Annotated in this window: 19 protein-coding genes and 1 riboswitch; of the genes, 10 read left to right on the plus strand and 9 right to left on the minus strand. The window is 42.0% G+C overall.

What is annotated here, in order from left to right; all coding sequences use genetic code 11:
• Window positions 1–209: 209 nt before the first annotated feature.
• Window positions 210–440, plus strand: a complete 231-nt coding sequence (locus IQ209_RS01995; protein ID WP_193848505.1) for a DNA polymerase III subunit theta — start codon at window positions 210–212, stop codon at window positions 438–440.
• A gap of 60 nt (window positions 441–500) precedes the next feature.
• On the opposite strand, the gene pip is transcribed toward IQ209_RS01995, so the two are convergent.
• The 3 genes from pip to IQ209_RS02010 form a co-directional block, all read right to left on the minus strand.
• Entirely contained in the window at window positions 501–1,454 is a 954-nt protein-coding gene (gene pip / locus IQ209_RS02000; protein ID WP_193848507.1) for a prolyl aminopeptidase, read from the minus strand.
• An 84-nt stretch (window positions 1,455–1,538) separates the two neighbouring features.
• The gene (yebF, locus tag IQ209_RS02005) at window positions 1,539–1,910 is read right to left on the minus strand and encodes a protein YebF (protein WP_193848509.1); all 372 of its coding nucleotides are present in this window, start codon (window positions 1,908–1,910) and stop codon (window positions 1,539–1,541) included.
• Between the two features lie 103 nt (window positions 1,911–2,013).
• A complete protein-coding gene (locus tag IQ209_RS02010; protein WP_193848511.1) occupies window positions 2,014–2,196 on the minus strand; it encodes a YoaH family protein in 183 nt (60 codons plus the stop codon).
• A 149-nt stretch (window positions 2,197–2,345) separates the two neighbouring features.
• On the opposite strand from IQ209_RS02010, the gene pabB reads away from it, so the two are divergent.
• The 8 genes from pabB to mntP all read left to right on the plus strand — a co-directional run bounded on the left by pabB (window position 2,346) and on the right by mntP (window position 10,585).
• Window positions 2,346–3,716: an aminodeoxychorismate synthase component 1 gene (gene pabB / locus IQ209_RS02015; protein ID WP_193848513.1), complete on the plus strand. Its 1,371-nt coding sequence runs from the start codon at window positions 2,346–2,348 to the stop codon at window positions 3,714–3,716.
• A complete protein-coding gene (locus IQ209_RS02020; RefSeq protein ID WP_193848515.1) occupies window positions 3,713–4,282 on the plus strand; it encodes a CoA pyrophosphatase in 570 nt (189 codons plus the stop codon). The genes pabB and IQ209_RS02020 overlap by 4 nt, the downstream gene beginning before the upstream one ends.
• A gap of 169 nt (window positions 4,283–4,451) precedes the next feature.
• Entirely contained in the window at window positions 4,452–5,816 is a 1,365-nt protein-coding gene (locus tag IQ209_RS02025; RefSeq protein WP_193848517.1) for an L-serine ammonia-lyase, read from the plus strand.
• A 510-nt stretch (window positions 5,817–6,326) separates the two neighbouring features.
• Window positions 6,327–7,295, plus strand: coding sequence for a PTS mannose transporter subunit IIAB (gene manX / locus IQ209_RS02030; RefSeq protein WP_193848519.1), 969 nt, complete (start codon window positions 6,327–6,329; stop codon window positions 7,293–7,295).
• A gap of 83 nt (window positions 7,296–7,378) precedes the next feature.
• The gene (locus IQ209_RS02035; protein WP_193848521.1) at window positions 7,379–8,179 is read left to right on the plus strand and encodes a PTS mannose/fructose/sorbose transporter subunit IIC; all 801 of its coding nucleotides are present in this window, start codon (window positions 7,379–7,381) and stop codon (window positions 8,177–8,179) included.
• Window positions 8,180–8,192: 13 nt separating this feature from the next.
• The gene (locus tag IQ209_RS02040; protein WP_370588380.1) at window positions 8,193–9,038 is read left to right on the plus strand and encodes a PTS mannose transporter subunit IID; all 846 of its coding nucleotides are present in this window, start codon (window positions 8,193–8,195) and stop codon (window positions 9,036–9,038) included.
• 78 nt (window positions 9,039–9,116) lie between these two features.
• Entirely contained in the window at window positions 9,117–9,575 is a 459-nt protein-coding gene (locus IQ209_RS02045) for a DUF986 family protein (RefSeq protein WP_193848525.1), read from the plus strand.
• 153 nt (window positions 9,576–9,728) lie between these two features.
• Window positions 9,729–9,845: riboswitch (yybP-ykoY riboswitch) on the plus strand.
• Between the two features lie 155 nt (window positions 9,846–10,000).
• On the plus strand, window positions 10,001–10,585 hold the full coding sequence (mntP, locus tag IQ209_RS02050) for a manganese efflux pump MntP (RefSeq protein WP_193848526.1): 585 nt from the start codon (window positions 10,001–10,003) through the stop codon (window positions 10,583–10,585).
• 232 nt (window positions 10,586–10,817) lie between these two features.
• Here the strand turns inward: mntP and rlmA are convergent, their stop codons facing one another.
• Entirely contained in the window at window positions 10,818–11,633 is an 816-nt protein-coding gene (gene rlmA / locus IQ209_RS02055; protein ID WP_193848528.1) for a 23S rRNA (guanine(745)-N(1))-methyltransferase, read from the minus strand.
• A 198-nt stretch (window positions 11,634–11,831) separates the two neighbouring features.
• Between rlmA and IQ209_RS02060 the strand changes: the two genes are divergently transcribed.
• Window positions 11,832–12,386 (plus strand): GNAT family N-acetyltransferase, encoded by a 555-nt coding sequence (locus IQ209_RS02060; RefSeq protein ID WP_193848531.1) that lies wholly within the window; start codon window positions 11,832–11,834, stop codon window positions 12,384–12,386.
• Window positions 12,387–12,404: 18 nt separating this feature from the next.
• Here IQ209_RS02060 and IQ209_RS02065 read toward each other — a convergent pair whose 3' ends face one another.
• From IQ209_RS02065 to IQ209_RS02085, 5 genes are all read right to left on the minus strand, one after another.
• Entirely contained in the window at window positions 12,405–13,733 is a 1,329-nt protein-coding gene (locus tag IQ209_RS02065) for an MFS transporter (RefSeq protein ID WP_193848533.1), read from the minus strand.
• Between the two features lie 9 nt (window positions 13,734–13,742).
• Window positions 13,743–15,281 carry a signal transduction histidine-protein kinase/phosphatase UhpB gene (gene uhpB, locus IQ209_RS02070; RefSeq protein WP_193848535.1) on the minus strand — a complete coding sequence of 513 codons (1,539 nt, stop codon included), beginning with the start codon at window positions 15,279–15,281 and terminating at the stop codon, window positions 13,743–13,745.
• On the minus strand, window positions 15,281–15,889 hold the full coding sequence (gene uhpA, locus IQ209_RS02075) for a transcriptional regulator UhpA (protein WP_193848817.1): 609 nt from the start codon (window positions 15,887–15,889) through the stop codon (window positions 15,281–15,283). The genes uhpB and uhpA overlap by 1 nt, the downstream gene beginning before the upstream one ends.
• A gap of 160 nt (window positions 15,890–16,049) precedes the next feature.
• The gene (gene uhpT / locus IQ209_RS02080; RefSeq protein ID WP_193848537.1) at window positions 16,050–17,426 is read right to left on the minus strand and encodes a hexose-6-phosphate:phosphate antiporter; all 1,377 of its coding nucleotides are present in this window, start codon (window positions 17,424–17,426) and stop codon (window positions 16,050–16,052) included.
• Window positions 17,427–18,143: 717 nt separating this feature from the next.
• Complete coding sequence (locus IQ209_RS02085) at window positions 18,144–18,497, minus strand: hypothetical protein (RefSeq protein WP_193848539.1); 354 nt, start codon at window positions 18,495–18,497, stop codon at window positions 18,144–18,146.
• Window positions 18,498–18,633: the final 136 nt, after the last annotated feature.

Genomic DNA, 18,633 nt, shown 5'->3' on the forward strand with positions numbered 1-18,633 from the left:
GAATAAATCTCATTAAATATCAGAAAATAAGAATCAGTTTTATTTAATTAATTTTTTATTCAAAAAAAACATTTTTAATAAAAATGAGAATTGATATTATTTATGTTTATAAGGTGCATTTTTGCCCTTTTCAAACAACTTGCTAAACAAAAAAGAGTCTATTAATTTTCTGTTAGAGAAATTAAAAATGAGTTTTCAGAGAGGCCAAAATGGAACATAACTTAGCAAAATTATCTAAAGATGAGATGGATAAGGTCAATGTTGATTTAGCAGCATCCGGTGTTTCTTTCAAAGAACGTTATAACATGCCTGTTATTCCTGACACTGTTGAACAATCACAACCAGCACATCTGCGGGAATATTTCCAACAACGCTTACAGCACTACCGCCAGCAATCAAGATTACTGTCACGCCTGCCTTATGAGCCTAAAAGCCGCTGAGGGAATGTAATGAGAAAAGATAACCATCCGCAAAGTGGTGGTTATCTTATTCCAGCTAATCTATTTTCCAACAAATTTATCAGTTGCCTTGATGAGTTGGTGTAAAATACCGGCTTCATCAAAAGAATGACCAGCACCTTCCACAATGTGCAATTCCGCTTCCGGCCACGCTTTTGCCAAATCCCACGCATTTCGTATCTGACATGCCATATCATAGCGACCATGGATAATCACCGCGGGGATATGTCTGATCACATCAATATGATCCAGTAATTGCTGAGTTTCATCCATAAAACCATTATTGATAAAGTAATGGTTTTCAATACGAGCAAACGCCAAGGCAAAATTATCTTCAGCAAAAGAAGCTGAACTTGCAGAAGGCAGCAACGTTACCGTTTCTCCTTCCCAAAGGCTCCATAAACGTGCAGCTTCCAACTGTACTTGCAAATCTTCACTGGTCAGCCGTTTGTTATAGGCGGCGATGACATCTTTACGCTCTTCTTCTGACAGGATCGACAAGGTACGTTCCCATTTTTCCGGGAAAAAACGAGAAGCGCCTTCTTGATAATACCAGTGCAACTCTTGTGGACGGAGCAAGAAAATCCCTCTTAGCACTAATTCTGACACGCTATTCGGGTGTTTTTCAGCATAGGCCAAAGACAGTGTTGATCCCCATGAGCCACCAAAAACCAGCCACTTCTCAACGCCCATTAGATTACGCAGCCGTTCAAGATCCTCTATCAAATGCCATGTTGTATTATTTTCCAGGCTAGCATGGGGCTTAGAACGCCCACAGCCACGCTGATCAAATAACATAATATGATAGCGTTCAGGATCGAATAACTGACGATGATAGTTTGCTATCCCACCACCAGGACCACCATGTATGAATACAGCGGGTTTACCTTTTGGGTTACCGCACAATTCCCAATAAATCTGGTGTCCATCTCCCGTATCCAGATATCCTGTTTGATATGCATCATAAGCGGGATAGAGTTTCCGTTGTTCCGTCATAAAGCCCTCTCACTGTTTAAACAAAACGGGATACTTTCCCAGTATCCCGTACATATTTAAAGAAAAGATAGCATGACAAATTATTCACTTTATTTCACTATAACTGATAGTTTCTTGATGACAATCAATTATGACGTTGTAACTTTTATCTTTTTTCGTACCTCGGACGATCAGAGGAACCTGCAATGCGTCCTTATCACCCGTAATATCATTGACATTTACCCACGCAATCGGTTTTGCAGTGCCTAATTGCTTTCTGTCTTCATCCCAGTGATTAATACGATTTTGTAAAAAATCTTGCTTAACCTGTGCCGCTACTTGATCTTTGGTTAAATTTTTACAAGAAATAAATTTCGCCACATGCTCATTATCAGCAGCGGTTGCAATAAACGAAACAGAAAACAGAACACCTGCACTCAATAAACCAATACGACGAATAAATTGCCTTTCTTTCATGTTACCCTCCTACTTACCACTCAAACAGTATGGATTAAAAGTTGCGATAAATTAACATGTAGTAGAAAGTAATTATGTGAGTTTTGTTAAAAATGCGTTGCGACTAGTTTTCATCATCTTCAAATAAAACAGGGATCTGCTCATGGTTCTGGTGCTTTTCGCGTAATTCCTGAGCAACAATAGCAATGGCTTCTCCGCTGCCCATTCCTTCGGAAATAAGCTGATGGATCCTCTCTACGGCCGCTTGCTGCTCTTCATGGGATAATGCTGGCATACCTGAAAACATCGTTATAACCTCAAACAAAACATAGCACTTAATGGCAAACGGCGATTATAGCCTGTTTTATCTCAAGTCAGGAGCGAGATTGTATGATAATCTCCGTAGATTAACATGTTATTCCTTGTGGATTGCTAAACACCAATATTGATTCCGTCATGAAAATTGCATTACAAAAACGACAATTACCGTATTCTCCTGATCTCGCCATTCACTATTTCGCCCCCCTTTCTGCATTACCCTGGGCCATGCTGTTACATTCTGGAACCGCCGAACATCCGCATAATCGATTTGATATTATCGTCGCTGAACCTGTGACAACCCTTGTCACCCAAGGAGCCTCTACCGAAATTAATTGCAATGGTCAGGTTTCTCTTTCCAAAGAAGATCCCTTCCAGCTATTAAAAAACCATCTTCACGCCTGGGGTATTGAGGCTCAATTTGATCCAGACCTCCCTTTTCAAGGAGGAGCATTAGGGATATGGGGATACGATCTCGGACGACGTATCGAAAAGTTACCTGAATTAACCACTCATGAACTGAGCTTTCCTGATATGGCTATGGGGATCTACGATTGGGGATTAATTATTGATCATCAGTTACAGAAAGTGACGTTACTAAGCTACCACAATATTGACGAACGGCTAACATGGTTAGAGTCTCTGCGAGAACACAGGAAAGAAGGATTTTCCCTGACAAGTCCGTGGCAATCCAATATGACAGCACAGCAATACCACGAAAAAATTGCTCATATCCACCGCTACCTGCGCGAAGGGGATTGCTATCAAGTCAATTTATCCCAACGGTTCCATGCTACTTATAAGGGAGATGAATGGCAGGCATTTATCCAGCTCAATGAAAGTAACCAAGCTCCCTTTTCTGCCTTTATCCGCTTACCTGAACACTGCATTATCAGCGTTTCACCTGAACGTTTTATCCTTTTGAAAGATCACCACATTCAGACACGCCCAATAAAGGGAACGCGGCCCCGATTGCAAGACCCCGAAGAGGATCAATTACAAGCAGAAAAATTAGCAAACTCACGCAAAGATCGTGCGGAAAACCTGATGATTGTTGACTTGTTGAGAAATGATATTGGGCGAGTTGCCACGCCAGGCTCGGTCAAAGTCCCTGAATTATTTGTTGTTGAACCTTTTCCGGCCGTACACCATCTGGTCAGCACCATCACAGCAACCTTGCCTGACACATATCATGCCACAGATTTACTGCGTGCCTGTTTTCCTGGCGGCTCAATTACCGGTGCTCCTAAAATCCGTGCCATGGAAATCATTGAAGAGTTGGAACCACATCGCAGACATGGATATTGTGGTGCTGTTGGCTATATTAGTTTCTGCGGTACAATGGACAGTAATATTACTATTCGTACCTTACTGACAGAAAAAGGAAAAATTTACTGTTGGGCAGGTGGTGGTATCATCGCAGATAGCATCGCTGAAAAAGAATATCAGGAAACATTTGATAAACTTGGACGGATCTTACCTCAATTAGGGGAACTCGCTCTATCATGACATCGCTCTCTGACTTCATTCATCGGTTTCAATTGCAGCTTCCTGCACGGCCAGCACATTTAGCCAGCAACCAACGGAATGCGGCGGTATTATTACCGATTATATGCAAGCCAGAACCAACGCTGTTACTCACTCAACGCTCCGCAAGCCTCCGCTCCCACGCCGGACAAATTGCTTTTCCGGGCGGAGCGGCAGATCCGCAAGACACTTCCCTGATTGCCACTGCCTTGCGTGAGGCAGAAGAAGAAGTCAGCCTGCCACAAAATAAAGTGCAAATACTGGGGCAATTAGCCCCCTTGGATAGCATTGGGGGTTATCGTGTCACTCCGGTAATTGGGCTTATTGCCGAACCCATCTCTTTTCGCACCAACCCAGCAGAAGTCGCAAACATTTTTGAAATCCCGCTGCTTGATGCACTTTCTCTTCCCCATTATCGGTATCTGGATATAAAACGCCGTAATCAACAACGCCGAGTCTATTTTTATTGGCACCAAAAGCATATGATTTGGGGATTGACCGCAGCCATTATTTATCGTTTAGCACAGCAAGTGCAAAAAACGTTCTGAATTGACCACAGAACGCCATAAAACTGTGCATTACTTATCCATAATCATATCAATTGCTATTATAATTAAAAAAAAACTGTAAACTCCTTTATCAACACTACCAAATAACAGTAAAGTAGCGCGCTTTATATAAATAACTATATCTCTTTCTTCTTTAAAGGAGTCTGGCGTGATTAGCGTTTTCGACATGTTTAAGGTGGGTATTGGCCCATCCAGCTCTCATACTGTTGGTCCTATGAAAGCAGGCAAACAATTTGTCGATGATCTTGTAAACCAGGGGGTAATGTCCTCTATCACGCGTGTAGCTGTTGATGTATACGGCTCACTTTCATTAACCGGGAAAGGTCACCATACGGATATCGCTATCATCATGGGCCTGGCAGGTAACATGCCCGCAACTGTTGATATTGATTCAATTCCAGGTTTTATTCGTGATGTTGAGCAAACTGAACGTTTGCCGCTGGCAAATGGTTTACACGAAGTCGATTTTCCTCGCAATGGCGGTATGAACTTCCGTAGCGATAACTTATCACTGCACGAAAACGGCATGCAAATTCATGCGTTCGCAGGTGACGAAAAAATTTACAGCAAAACCTACTACTCCATCGGTGGTGGTTTTATTATTGATGAAGAACATTTTGGCAAGCCATCCCAAGATTCCAAACCGGTTTCTTACCCTTACAACTCTGCGGCTGAGCTGTTGATGAACTGTAATAAAACCGGTTTGTCTGTTTCTGGCTTGATGATGAAAAATGAATTGGATTTACACAGCAAAGAAGAAATTGCTGAGTATTTCGCCGATGTCTGGGCAACGATGCAAGCTTGTATTAAGCGTGGCCTGAATACAGAAGGTGTTTTGCCTGGCCCATTGCGTGTTCCTCGTCGTGCCGCCGCATTGCAGCGTATGCTGACATCATCAAACAAATTGTCTAATGACCCGATGAATGTTGTTGATTTAATCAATATGTTTGCATTGGCCGTCAATGAAGAAAATGCAGCGGGTGGCCGTGTTGTTACCGCTCCAACCAATGGGGCATGTGGTATTGTCCCTGCTGTTTTGGCCTATTACAACCATTGCATTGAGCCTGTGACAGCGGAACTATACACCCGCTATTTCCTAGCTTCAGGTGCAATTGGTATCTTATATAAGATGAATGCCTCTATTTCTGGTGCGGAAGTTGGCTGCCAGGGTGAGGTTGGGGTTGCTTGTTCTATGGCAGCAGCTGGCATTGCCGAATTATTTGGCGCAAGCCCTGAACAGGTTTGCATTGCAGCAGAGATTGGCATGGAGCATAACCTTGGTCTGACTTGTGACCCCGTTGCAGGCCAGGTGCAAGTTCCTTGCATTGAACGTAATGCTATTGCTTCCGTTAAAGCGATCAATGCTGCCCGTATGGCACTTCGCCGTACCAGTGAACCTCGTGTTTCTCTCGATAAAGTTATTGAGACCATGTATGAAACGGGCAAAGATATGAACGCAAAATACCGTGAAACTTCACGCGGTGGTTTGGCGATAAAAGTTCAATGTGACTAATATAAAATATTGCTCATTTATTACACAGCGAGCAATGTTATTGCCTGTTTTTTCTACATTTAGATTTTAGCTGAAATAGTATCCCTGCCATTCGGTAGGGATATTTTTTTGGCTGAAACGAGTTACTAAAGTACATTATTTTCCATTTTACGGTAAAAACATCACAATTTTTTTATAAGAAAATTAAGAAAATGTTACCGGAAACAAAAATAAACACTATATTATATGCAATTTATGGAATTTTAAAATAAATTTATACTTTTTTACAGAATAAAATTCCGTTTTAACCTATCAAAATAGCCTATCTTAATTTTTCTGACTGATAGCAATTTTCTTGAAGGCTGCAAATGATATTCTAACTATATATTTACTTATGTAACAAAATATAAAACCATGACAGTTTTATGTTCACGACCATCCTGTTGATTGATAGGAAGTTAAATACATTAGAAATATTGAGTGTGAGCTTGCAGTAGTCTGAGTTCAATTGTTATAGAAAGGGGAAAACAAGTGAGTATAGCCATTATGATTGGCACACACGGGGCTGCGGCGGAACAGCTGCTTCGTACCACAGAGATGTTGATTGGGGAACAAGAAAATGTTTCTTATATCGACTTTGTGCCCGGTGAAAATGCTGATACGTTATTCGAGAAATACAACCAAAAGCTGGAATCGCTTGATACAGAACAAGGCGTACTGTTTTTCGTCGATACCTGGGGCGGCAGTCCATTCAATGCCGCAAACCGTATTGTGATTGATAAAGACAACTATGAGATCGTTACCGGTGTCAATGTTCCGATGCTGGTTGAAGCTTTCATGTGTCGTGACGATGATCCAACCATGGAAGAGCTGGTTGCTGTTGCATTGGAAACCGGCAAAGAAGGCATTCGAGCCCTTAAAGCAAAACAAGATGAAGAGCCTGCCAAACCTGAACCCGTGAAACCCGCTGCGCCTGTTTCAGCCATTTCAGCCTCATCAACCTCTGCGGGCGGCCATATGAAGATTGCCCTCGCGCGTATTGATGATCGCCTTATCCACGGCCAAGTTGCTACCCGTTGGACTAAGGAAACTAACGTCAAGCGTATCATTGTCGTCAGTGATGAAGTTGCCCAAGATACGGTTCGCTCTACCCTGTTGAAACAAGTTGCACCTCCCGGTGTTAGCGCACATGTCATAGACGTTGCCAAGTGCGTTCGGGTTTATAACAACCCCAAATATGCTAACGAACGCGTTATGTTGCTCTTCACCAATCCAACAGATGTTCTGCGTATTGTCGAAGGTGGCGTCGCTATCGAATCCATCAACATCGGTGGCATGGCTTTCCGTCAAGGAAAAACCCAGATCAACAACGCAATTTCCGTTGATAAGACTGACATTGAAGCCTTTGAAAAACTGAACTCGCGTGGCATAGAACTTGAAGCCCGTAAAGTTGCCAGTGATACTCGTTTGAACATGATGGATCTGCTGAAAAAAGTTTAACCATAAGAACAGATGTCATTTTATTAACCATTACTTAATAACAAAATTCTTACCAAATTACATTTGGTTACAGGAGAAAAACAATGGAAATTACCGTTGTTCAACTTGTGTTGATATTCATCGTTGCCTGTATCGCAGGTATGGAGTCAATTCTTGATGAATTTCAATTCCACCGTCCATTAGTTGCTTGTACATTAGTCGGTTTAGTGCTTGGCGATATGAAAACCGGCATTATCATCGGCGGTACACTGGAAATGATTGCCCTTGGCTGGATGAATATCGGTGCAGCAGTCGCCCCCGATGCAGCATTGGCTTCCATCATTTCAACCATCCTGGTTATCGCCGGTGGACAAGATGTCGGTGCCGGTATCGCACTGGCTATTCCACTGGCAGCAGCGGGCCAGGTTCTGACTATCATTGTTCGCACCTTGACTGTGGGTTTCCAACACGCAGCCGACAAAGCAGCAGAAAACGGCAATCTTCGCGCAATTAGTGTCATTCACGTTTCAGCTTTGCTACTCCAGGCTATGCGAATTGCCATCCCTGCCCTGATTGTTGCGGTATCTGTAGGAACTTCTGAAGTTCAGTATATGTTGAATTCCATTCCACAAGTGGTCACCAGCGGTCTGAATATCGCCGGTGGTATGATCGTGGTTGTCGGTTATGCAATGGTGATTAACATGATGCGCGCAGGTTATCTGATGCCGTTTTTCTACCTTGGTTTCGTCACAGCGGCCTTCACTAACTTCAACCTTGTGGCATTAGGTGTGATTGGTATTGTTATGGCAATCCTGTATATCCAGCTTAGCCCAAAATACAATCAATCACAGGCAGCCACCCCTGCTGGCAATACCCCAAACGACCTTGATAACGAATTAGATTAAGAGGATGAACAACATGTCAGAAACAAATATGGGTCAGAAAAAGCTGACACAAAGCGATATTCGTGGTGTATTCCTCCGTTCTAACCTATTTCAAGGGTCGTGGAACTTTGAACGTATGCAGGCGCTCGGTTTCTGCTTCTCAATGATACCTGCCATTCGTCGTCTGTACCCGGAGAATACCGAAGAAAGGAAGCAAGCTCTCAAACGGCATATGGAATTTTTTAATACCCATCCTTATGTTGCAGCGCCTATTCTTGGTGTCACCATGGCAATGGAGGAGCAGCGGGCCAATGGCGCTGACATTGATGACGGGGCTATCAACGGTATCAAAGTGGGTTTGATGGGACCTTTAGCGGGGGTAGGTGATCCTATTTTCTGGGGCACTGTTCGTCCGGTATTTGCCGCTCTGGGGGCAGGTATTGCCATGAGTGGCAGTCTGTTAGGTCCTGTTCTGTTTTTCATCCTGTTTAATTTTGTGCGATTACTTACCCGTTATTTGGGTGTCGCTTATGGCTACAAAAAAGGATTGGATATCGTTAAAGATATGGGGGGTGGCTTCTTGCAGAAAATGACGGAAGGCGCGTCAATTCTCGGCTTATTTGTCATGGGTGCCCTCGTCAACAAATGGACCAAAGTGAATATTCCGCTCGTGGTTTCTGAAGTGCCTGATCCAATCACGGGTGAGATGAAAGTGACGACAGTTCAAACCATCCTTGACCAGTTAATGCCTGGCCTCATGCCATTGTTGTTAACATTTGGCTGTATGTGGCTACTGCGGAAGAAAGTCAATCCGTTATGGATTATCATCGGCTTTTTCGTGCTGGGGATCGTCGGTTTCCGTTTTGGTTTCCTCGGTTAAAACTGATATTCCTGCATGACTTGAATATTCGGGGGAGGTTTTGCCTCCCCTTTCTTTGTGAGAAAATAGGGATTAAAAATGAGTTTGAATGATATTATTCTAATCGTTTTAATTGTATTAATGCTCGCTTTTGCGATTTATGATGAATTTATTATCAATCAGCTCAAAGGAAAAACGCTGTTAAATATCAAACTCAAAAGAAAACAGCGGCTTGATGCGCTGATATTTATCATTTTGATTGCTATTATTATTTACAATAATGTCACATCACATGGCAGTCAGTTCACGACCTATTTATTAACATTTATCATCCTGGTGACATTATATTTAGGTTATATTCGCTCACCAAAACTAATATTCAAAAAACAGGGTTTTTATTATGCCAACCGTTTCTTTTCTTATGAAAGCATTAACGCAATGAATTTATCTGAAGACGGCATTCTGATGATGGATTTAGGGAAAAACAAAATATATGTATCTGTCACAAAGCTGGATGACTTAGAAAAAATTTATCAATTTCTGGTTAACAACAGATGATTACACTTGGCAGATTCGACTAAATAAGATCAATAATTCATATTGGTCTTATTTCCCTCCTAAAACAGATATAGATAACGATAATCATTATCATTTTAAAATTTAAAATTATGGCAAAATATTTTTTGCCTTTTATTCTTAATATGATATTGTCCGTCGCAGTCATTGGGGAGTAGCCTGTTCCAGAAAATCTCTGGAAAATTCGTATCAACATACTCGTTTAAAATAAAACGTGGTACGAATACCTAAAGAACCTAATAATATTCAGGTTCTTATATTCCCGGTATATTTCAAGTGACAATTGACAAAGCCGCAGCTTGAAAGATACGGGAATAAATCGGTTGGCAAGACCATAGACACATAACAGCGCCGTTGGTTGGGGGTGTGTTGTGTGTGTATGGAATCACCCAACCGAGGCTATTTTAATGAATCTCTATGCAACACTTATTCTCGCGCTTGCTCTTTCCATGGATGCTTTTGCCGCTGCTGTAGGAAAAGGGGCCGCTCTTCACCGACCTCATTTTCGTGAGGCCATCCGTACAGGTATCATCTTTGGTTTGGTTGAAGCCTGTACGCCTTTAATCGGTTGGTCATTGGGCCTGTATGCCAGCCAATATATTATGGAATGGGATCATTGGATTGCCTTTTTCTTGCTCCTGATCCTTGGCTGCCGCATGATAATTGATAGCTTCAAACGTGAACCTGAAACTTCTTATCAAACTACTCCTCAACGCCATAGTTCAGCGGCATTGGTTCTCACTGCAATTGCAACCAGTCTGGATGCTATGGCAATAGGTGTCGGCCTTGCCTTCTTACAAGTTGATATTCTCCACACAGCCATGACAATTGGCCTGATGACCATGATTATGGCCACATTAGGCATGTTAATTGGTCATTATATTGGTCCGTTATTGGGTAAAAGAGCCGAGTTGGTTGGAGGATTGGTCTTAATTTCCATTGGCTTCAATATATTATTCGAGCACCTTAAATTATTCTGGTATGCGGAATAAGGTTATTATTTAACGTTGTCATTTTATTAACTCAATTTACTCCGGATATATATACGCATTAAACTTCAAGTTGCAATTTACAACACGATATGAAATCTTATTTCTCCCCGCAAAGCGGGGAGAAATCACACGTATCTTGAAGTTAGATTGGTATAGTACGTTATATTCCTGAGATTTGTTCCCTTGTCATCATACTTATAGGGTTTATAAGATGACAGCAATTATTTTATTATCAAATACGTCGATATATTTTTAACGTAAAATCTGCTTCACAAGCAAACTGTTCTCTCGATATCAAATGCGTTTTAACTTCTTCTGATGCCCGCCAGGCAAAAGGGGTCATCTGCAATAAATTATGCGCTTGTTCACCCTTTAATGACATGGTATAGGCCAGCGTTTCGGTTGAAATTAATTCAAATTCTTCCCATTGTTCCTGATTTTCAGAATGTAAATGCACTTCCTGATAAATAAGTTCTTTCAATTGATACAAGTGACGAGGCCCTGGCGTTACCGTCAGGACAATACCCCCTATTTTCACCACTCGAGCCAATTCTGTTGCCTTGCAAGGGGCATAGATCCGTAAAATACTATCCAATGAACTGTTCGCAAATGGTAGCCGATGGCTGGACGCTACACAGAAATTAACATCGGGATAACGCCTGGCACCATAACGAATTGCGACTTTAGCCACATCCAATCCAAACACTGCAAATTTCCGCTGAAGATTCAGCTGTTCTTGAACCGCAGCGGTGTAATAACCTTCACCACAACCAATATCCAGCAACGTTTCAGCGTCTTCTGGTAAATATTCATCAAGCAACTCAACCGTTTTTTGTTGCAGGGCCTGATAATGGCCTGAGTGCAAAAATGCCCTTCTCGCTTGCATCATCTCCACACTATCCCCAGGCTCTTTTGAGCGTTTATGCTGAACGGGCAGTAAATTAACGTACCCTTCTTTTGCACAATCAAACTGGTGATTGTTTTCGCAACGCCATTGATGGTTAGCAAACAGTAAAGGTGTGTGACATAAAGGACATTGATAAGACATAACATTCCGACGGATAGGGAAAATCAGGGGTGTAATATACCATATTTTTGATATATACGTTTTTGAACTCCATGCTTTTGAAATTTAAACGTGACACTCCACTATCTGACTGCATTAAAGAAATTATATTGACTACTCTCAATACCCTATTTATTTTTACCATTGAATAACATTTTTATTACAAGTAGGAGGGGTGATATGCCATACGATAATCTAGAGACCAAACGGCTTCTATTAAAAAAACTCGCTTATGACGACGCTATTCAAATTCAGCAAAAATTTCCTCATTGGGATGTTGTCAAATATTTAGATAGTAGCGCAGTCCCCTGGCCTTATCCTAATGATGGTGCAGAATACTTTGTTAAAAAGGTGGCTTTTCCCGCCATACAATCAGAAAAAGCCTGGCTATGGTCTATTCGGATAAAAAAACATCCCGATGAACTCATCGGAGTGATCGGGTTACATGACCGGCAAGATAATAACCGAGGATTCTGGCTTTCCCTGGAGCATCAAGGCCAAGGATTGATGCGCGAAGCCTGTGAGAAAGTGACTGATTATTGGTTTCACGTACTGGGGAAATCCGTTCTTAGAACACAAAAAGCCAGTATTAACCACGGTTCGAAAAAAATCTCATTAGCACAAGGTGAAAGGCTGATAAAAGTGGAAGAAAAAGAGTATGTTTCAGGAAAATATGCTTGTGAGTTCTGGGAAATAACCAGGGAAGAATGGTGTAATCGACATGCACCTTCTTAATAAGTTATAACCCACCCATTAATCCTGCATTTTCTGCCTGGGAAACTGGGCTTGCAGGAATGGCAGTAATAATAAACCTATCATTACTGCACAAACAGAAATAGTAATAAATAACCCCTTCCAATGATAATATTTTAAAATAATGGCAAAAGGATAGCCAGCCAATGCAGCACCAGTATAAGCAAAAAGGCCGACAAACCCCGTCGCCGCCCCCGCTGAATCTTTATGGGAACATTCCGCCGCAGCCATACCAATCAACAATTGTGGACCAAAAACAAAAAAACCGATGGCGAAAAAGCCAATGGATTGAAAAATCAAATCAGTCATAGGCATCAACCATAAGGCAGCCACCGATAAGAAAATACCCATCGCAAATATCAAATTCATCGGCCCACGATTACCGCCAAACACGCGATCCGATCCCCAGCCCGCCACCAGCGAACCCATGAATCCCCCCACTTCAAAAAGTGATAATACAGCATTCGCACTCACTAAATCATAATGATGATATTCTGTCAGATAGAGGTTTCCCCAATCGTTAATAACCGTACGGACGAGATAGACCAAAACGTAACTCAGTGAAAGCAACCAAATATATTTATTGCCAAAAACATAGGTTCTCAGTATTTCTTTGGTGGTTAGCCCTTGCCCTTGATTTTCTTGTACCTTTTCTAAATAATCATTACGAAATTGGCCAATGGTCGGTAACCCCATTGTTGCAGGCTTGTCACGTAACCGCCAACATAAAAATATCCCAGCCAAAATACCTAAACAGCCCGGCACAATAAACCCTTCTCGCCAGCTAAAATGTAATGTTAAGAAACCGATAAACAACGCAACCAAAGCACTGCCTATATGGTGTGATGTATTCCATAGAGACCACCAAAAACCACGCTCTGAGCGAGAATACCAACTGGTGAGCAATTTGGCACAGGGCGGCGAACCCCAGCCCTGAAACCACGCATTTAATATCCACAAAAAGGTAAACATCACAATCGAGCTGGACAGACCAAAAAAGATATTAATGATCCCTGTCGCAATTAACCCGATTCCCATGAAATAACGCGGATTGGAACGATCAGAGATAATACCGGAAAGAAATTTGGAACAACCATAAGTGATATAAAACAGAGTTCCAATCAGGCCAATGTCTCCTTTATCAAGGCCAAGATCGGTTATCATGGCAGGCATCGCATAATTGAAACTTTTACGGGTAAAGTAAAATAGCGCATATCCCACATAGAGACTCAGCATGATATGCAACCGCCAGTAGCGATACTGTTGCCGGATCTCTTCAGCAGATAGCGGCTCGTCATGTATCTGCCTGGATTGGGAAGACGCTGTCATGACCGTATCTTAAAGTTTAGGCAAGATGATAGACAAATCCGTCCCCGAAGATGTCGAATCACCTTGTCGTTTTTCACTGTGAATCGAGAATGTTCCACCCAGTGCCTGCACACGCTCCCGCATACCACGTAAGCCAAACCCTTTCATATGATCCTCAGATTTACAACCAATACCATTATCCCTGACCAATAAATGGATCATCCCGTTGATGGAAAAATGTAATTCAATACGATCCGCTTGAGAATATTTCATGGCATTGTTCAGCGCTTCCTGGCAAAGACGATATAACGTAATTTGGGTGGTGTCACTTAGCTGCTCAATTGCCATAGCTAAACCCGTTTCCCAATAAACTTCTACCAATATGCCATAGGACTCAAATTCCATATCCCGCAATAATTGCTCAATAGCCTCTTTCAAACCGAGGTCATCAAGAATTTTAGGCCGTAGCCGACTAAGTAAGCCTTTAGTTGTATCATAGACATTGAGGGATAACGATTCGATCGTTTTCGCGCAATTAGCGCTAATCGGTGCCACTTCTACCCGCTGGATAATATTGGCCTGCGTACGAATAGCGGTAATGTTCTGACCAATTTCATCATGCAGTTCACGGGCAATTTCCCGCCTTACCGACTCTTCTGCTTTCACCAATTGACGAGACAAGCTGTGATTACAATGAAGTTGGCGCTTTAACTGTGCATTAAGGTCACGCTGACGCTGCACCGCCATCCCCAGCATGATCCCCGTTAACGTTTGAGCCAGCAATGATAACAAAAGATCCGTTATCTCGATATTCGAAACACTATTATTCGAGACACCATTGCGTGCGGCAATCAAAGCAATACTGTTTAGCAAAGTGCCAACCACAGCGCCTTGCCAGCCGTAGCGAAAAGCCAGCAAGATAATAGGAATGGCCAAACAAAATGGGGCAAAATAACGTAACTCATTCGGCAAACCAACTTGAAGGAAAATATTCATTATAAACAATGAACTATAAAGAATAATGTGTTTCAAATGAAACTGAATACGATGTGATACAAGATTAGCAGTCAGGGGAAACCAAATATTTTGGAACAGGTAGTGCCATACTAAATAGCACAAAGGAACTAACATGACACCACCGGTTAAACTCACCAAAAAGGCAATACTCAAAGCAGAATTATGATTACTGATCGCCGCCACATTAATCATGGATGTTGTCAGAATGATACCGGCCATAACTGCAAATCGCTGCCATTGACTGCCACAATAGTAGCGACTGGCAAACCAAACAAGAGGAAAACTGGTCATGCTGGCAGTTAATACGGTCAGCCATTGTAGCTGCCCCATTAGGAGCGTCAAACAGAGGGTAAGCCCCCACTCTGCGCCGTAAATAGTCGTCCAATAACGCTTGGGAGTATGGAGAGTAATGCCAAGGCGCAAAGCAAAAGGAAAAAATAGGATCGCCAGTTCAGAGTCATTGACAAAATAGTAGGCGATGACCCATAAGCAGAACCACCAACAAGAAAACAGTAACCCGCCGCAAAATGAATTAATCAGATATTGACGCATTAAAGATCACTAGTGGCAAAATAATTCGCCAAACCAACGTTATTCGTTACCCCTAATTTACTCATCGCATTGGCACGATGGACATGTACGGTTTTATGGCTTAAACCTAATTCAGCCGCGATGGCTTTAACATCCATACCACTCGCCAACATCTCTCCAACTTGTCGTTCTCGTCTGGTCAGGTATTCCAATGAAGACGGATTGCTCTTTGATGACGTTAAATTAAGTACAATATCCGGTGTAAGATAACAACCATTATTGGCGGTAGTTCGCACCGCTTGAATCAGTTCATCTGGGCTGCAACGTTTACTGAGATAACCACGCGCACCTGCTTTCAAGGCATTTTCTACCATTGTGGCAGAATCATGAACACTCAGCATAATACAGGTAATGCCTGAGGGGAGATCTTTCAGCAGTGAAAGCCCGCTTTCATCTTTCATTGAAATATCAAGAATACAAACCGTTGCACCCAATCCCGGTAATCCTTGTCTGGCTTCAGCACATGAACTGAACTCCCCCACGACTTCAATATCAGGCTCTAAGTTCAGCAACTGAGCGAATCCTGAACGTACAACAACATGATCATCAACTAATGCTACTTTAATCATCATCATTTATTATCGAATTAAGCATCGGACTAAACTACCCTTATTAATATTGCTTCGCAATAGTACGTCATAGATAGAAAATAGGGGGATATTAAGGCAAAAAGTGATGGAAAGATGCTACTGCGGATATACAGCAGCATCAGTAAATTTTTAATTTGGCTTAATGTGCTTTCTTCGCTTTTCGAATCTTTCTCTCTTCCGCAATAGCCACAAAAGCAAGCAAGGTAAGGCATACAAATGCTGAGGTATCCAGAGCAACAAATGTCCCTTTCCAACCCGTTAAACCAAAGACAGGCACGCCATCAGCAATCATCCCCAACCCAAGCTTGGCAAAGCTGTCACCGATTAAATAAGCAAATGTTCCTTTAACACCATCAGCCACACTGATCGCTTTTTTCGGTACAAAGCCAACAGCAGCCACACCAATCAACAACTGTGGACCAAATACCAGAAAACCAAGCACAAACAGGGAGCCCAAGTACATGTATTCACTGGTTGCATGTTGATAGAATTCAAGGCAGACAATAATCAACCCTAACGAGACACAGGCAACCAGGGCACGACGTCCATTCGCCAAATCTGACAAATACCCCCACATTAATGTGCCAACCAGCGCTCCTATTTCGAACATGGTAAAACCCGTGATGGCGGTTTCTTTTGATTGTCCCAATTCCTGATAGGCATACACGGTTGACCATTGGTCAATACCAATACGCACGATATAAAGGAAGATATTGGCAAAACAAAGCAGCCAAATGACTTTGTTTTTTAATACATATTCAACAAAGATCTCACGTTTAGTCATCTGATTTTCTTCTGCCGCGATATCTTCTTCGCTGACAGGTTCATCAAATAACTCTTCTACCTTACCCAAACCATAACTTTCTGGAGAATCGCTACCATAACGCAATCCAATAAAACCAATGATCAGGGCGATAATCGAAGGGAAAACAAACATCCCTATTACATGACCATCAAAGAAATAATTGGCACCAAAGAGTGCAACCCCAGCAGCACCAGCACCCCCTACATTATGTGACATATTCCACAAACCCAGGTAGGTTCCACGTTTGTTACGGGGAGTCCATTTCGTAATAGTGGAATAACTGGCAGGTCCACCAATACTTTGGAAAAAGCCACTCAATGCATAAAATGCCACCATCAGGAAAATGCTGATGCCGGAATTTCCCATACTCATGCTAAACCCTAACATGGCAATACCAGACAGGATCAGCATAAATGGCAGGAATTGTTTGGTATTTTTGCCATCGGCATAATAAGCAACAGCGGTTTTACCAATCCCATAAGTAATAGAAAAACCTAATCCTATCAACCCAAGCTGCGTCATCGACAGACCATAAGTCGAGATCATATCGTTTTGGGCTATGTTAAAGTTTTTACGTACCAAATACATAGCCATATAGCCAATAAAAACCACCAAATACGACTGCATAAAGGGTTTGAACCACATTTTACGTCGTACTTCCACTGGCAGATCCAGTGTTGGCTTACGAATTTGTTCTAGAATCTTAAGCATTTGAAATCCTTAGATAACCACGAGAAAAGAGCCTTTTTGAAGCAGGTGAAAATAAAAAAGGCAAATCGCAAGAAAGCAAAAGTTTTCGTAGTTATAGTTTTCGTAAATATAGTTTCGCAGATATAGTTATTATCTGGCCAGTTTAGAAAACTAAAGGAAGATTGGCTTGAGCTATGGTCTTAGTTGAACCAAGAATATTTCCTAGTTTTATCCTATTCGAGCATAAAGCGTGAAAGAAATCACACTCTTTGCTCAATGAAGAGTGAATGATTGACTTGCTTAAATCTATCTGGCGTCAATGTAGGCAAGAATGCCTGCGCCTGATGAACCTTAAAATGCACTCGGCTTCAAAGAACCATTTTCCTTTTTAGGTTTATCATCAGGCCGATAGGCCCGTTCATGTCATCAATTAGCAGTCTTCGCAAAACCTGTTGAGTAACGTTTTAAATTTGTTCACAACATGCCAGATTCAGGCTTCAAATACCGTGTGTTGTGTCGTGATAGCCCAAACTATCCGGGCGAGTTTATTAGCCAATGCACAGGCCACGATATCGAGGGCTCAGCCGTGTGATCAACGCATAGCGCCACAGCGCATCTTTTTGGGTAGTTCCGGCATTCCAAACATAGAGCACCTCGTTTTTAGATGTAAAAAACGCAGTTAAACGGCATTAAAATAGAAAAACCCGCCGAAGCGGGTTAGATTAGTTATTGCTTCAGTCAAGCTGCCTTGTGGCGCTTATTTGCTGATTTTCTTTTTTCACTTTTCATCATCTTGTTGTGAGCTTCTGTTAGTATCCGTTTTTTCTCACTATTGGCAAAACGATTTAAAACTTGCCTGATTAACGGCTGATAGCCCAAACCATTAAGGTCAGCTATCATTTTCAGGTCTTCAATCAGAGATTTATTCAACCTGATTGAAATTGGTGGCAAATCCAATGCCTCATTAATCAGTTCATCTGTTATATCATCAGACACTTTGACGTGAGCTTCACTGCGACCAAGCTCACCGTTATCCCATGCTTCATCAGTAGAAGCTATCAGGTTTGTTCGCTTATCAGTATATTTGCTCATTTCTCTGTTCCTAGACCGTATTTTCTGTAAATTCTCAATTCATCTTCGTTAGGTGCATAGGCCGTTCTTATGGCTACCCCTTTTTCCGGATAATAAATAAAAACCACCTTTAATTGAACACCGTAATCAGTTTCAG

Origin of the sequence: Xenorhabdus sp. BG5, from assembly GCF_015163665.1 — a bacterium.
GTDB lineage: Bacteria > Pseudomonadota > Gammaproteobacteria > Enterobacterales > Enterobacteriaceae > Xenorhabdus.

Bases quoted from the DNA above. Each gene is read 5' to 3' on its own strand.
- IQ209_RS01995 (WP_193848505.1), top strand. From the start codon at position 210: ATGGAACATAACTTAGCAAAATTATCTAAAGATGAGATGGATAAGGTC.
- pip (WP_193848507.1), bottom strand. From the start codon at position 1,454: ATGACGGAACAACGGAAACTCTATCCCGCTTATGATGCATATCAAACA.
- yebF (WP_193848509.1), bottom strand. From the start codon at position 1,910: ATGAAAGAAAGGCAATTTATTCGTCGTATTGGTTTATTGAGTGCAGGT.
- IQ209_RS02010 (WP_193848511.1), bottom strand. From the start codon at position 2,196: ATGTTTTCAGGTATGCCAGCATTATCCCATGAAGAGCAGCAAGCGGCC.
- pabB (WP_193848513.1), top strand. From the start codon at position 2,346: ATGAAAATTGCATTACAAAAACGACAATTACCGTATTCTCCTGATCTC.
- IQ209_RS02020 (WP_193848515.1), top strand. From the start codon at position 3,713: ATGACATCGCTCTCTGACTTCATTCATCGGTTTCAATTGCAGCTTCCT.
- IQ209_RS02035 (WP_193848521.1), top strand. From the start codon at position 7,379: ATGGAAATTACCGTTGTTCAACTTGTGTTGATATTCATCGTTGCCTGT.
- IQ209_RS02040 (WP_370588380.1), top strand. From the start codon at position 8,193: ATGTCAGAAACAAATATGGGTCAGAAAAAGCTGACACAAAGCGATATT.
- IQ209_RS02045 (WP_193848525.1), top strand. From the start codon at position 9,117: ATGAGTTTGAATGATATTATTCTAATCGTTTTAATTGTATTAATGCTC.
- mntP (WP_193848526.1), top strand. From the start codon at position 10,001: ATGAATCTCTATGCAACACTTATTCTCGCGCTTGCTCTTTCCATGGAT.
- rlmA (WP_193848528.1), bottom strand. From the start codon at position 11,633: ATGTCTTATCAATGTCCTTTATGTCACACACCTTTACTGTTTGCTAAC.
- IQ209_RS02060 (WP_193848531.1), top strand. From the start codon at position 11,832: ATGCCATACGATAATCTAGAGACCAAACGGCTTCTATTAAAAAAACTC.
- IQ209_RS02065 (WP_193848533.1), bottom strand. From the start codon at position 13,733: ATGACAGCGTCTTCCCAATCCAGGCAGATACATGACGAGCCGCTATCT.
- uhpB (WP_193848535.1), bottom strand. From the start codon at position 15,281: ATGCGTCAATATCTGATTAATTCATTTTGCGGCGGGTTACTGTTTTCT.
- uhpA (WP_193848817.1), bottom strand. From the start codon at position 15,889: ATGATTAAAGTAGCATTAGTTGATGATCATGTTGTTGTACGTTCAGGA.
- uhpT (WP_193848537.1), bottom strand. From the start codon at position 17,426: ATGCTTAAGATTCTAGAACAAATTCGTAAGCCAACACTGGATCTGCCA.
- IQ209_RS02085 (WP_193848539.1), bottom strand. From the start codon at position 18,497: ATGAGCAAATATACTGATAAGCGAACAAACCTGATAGCTTCTACTGAT.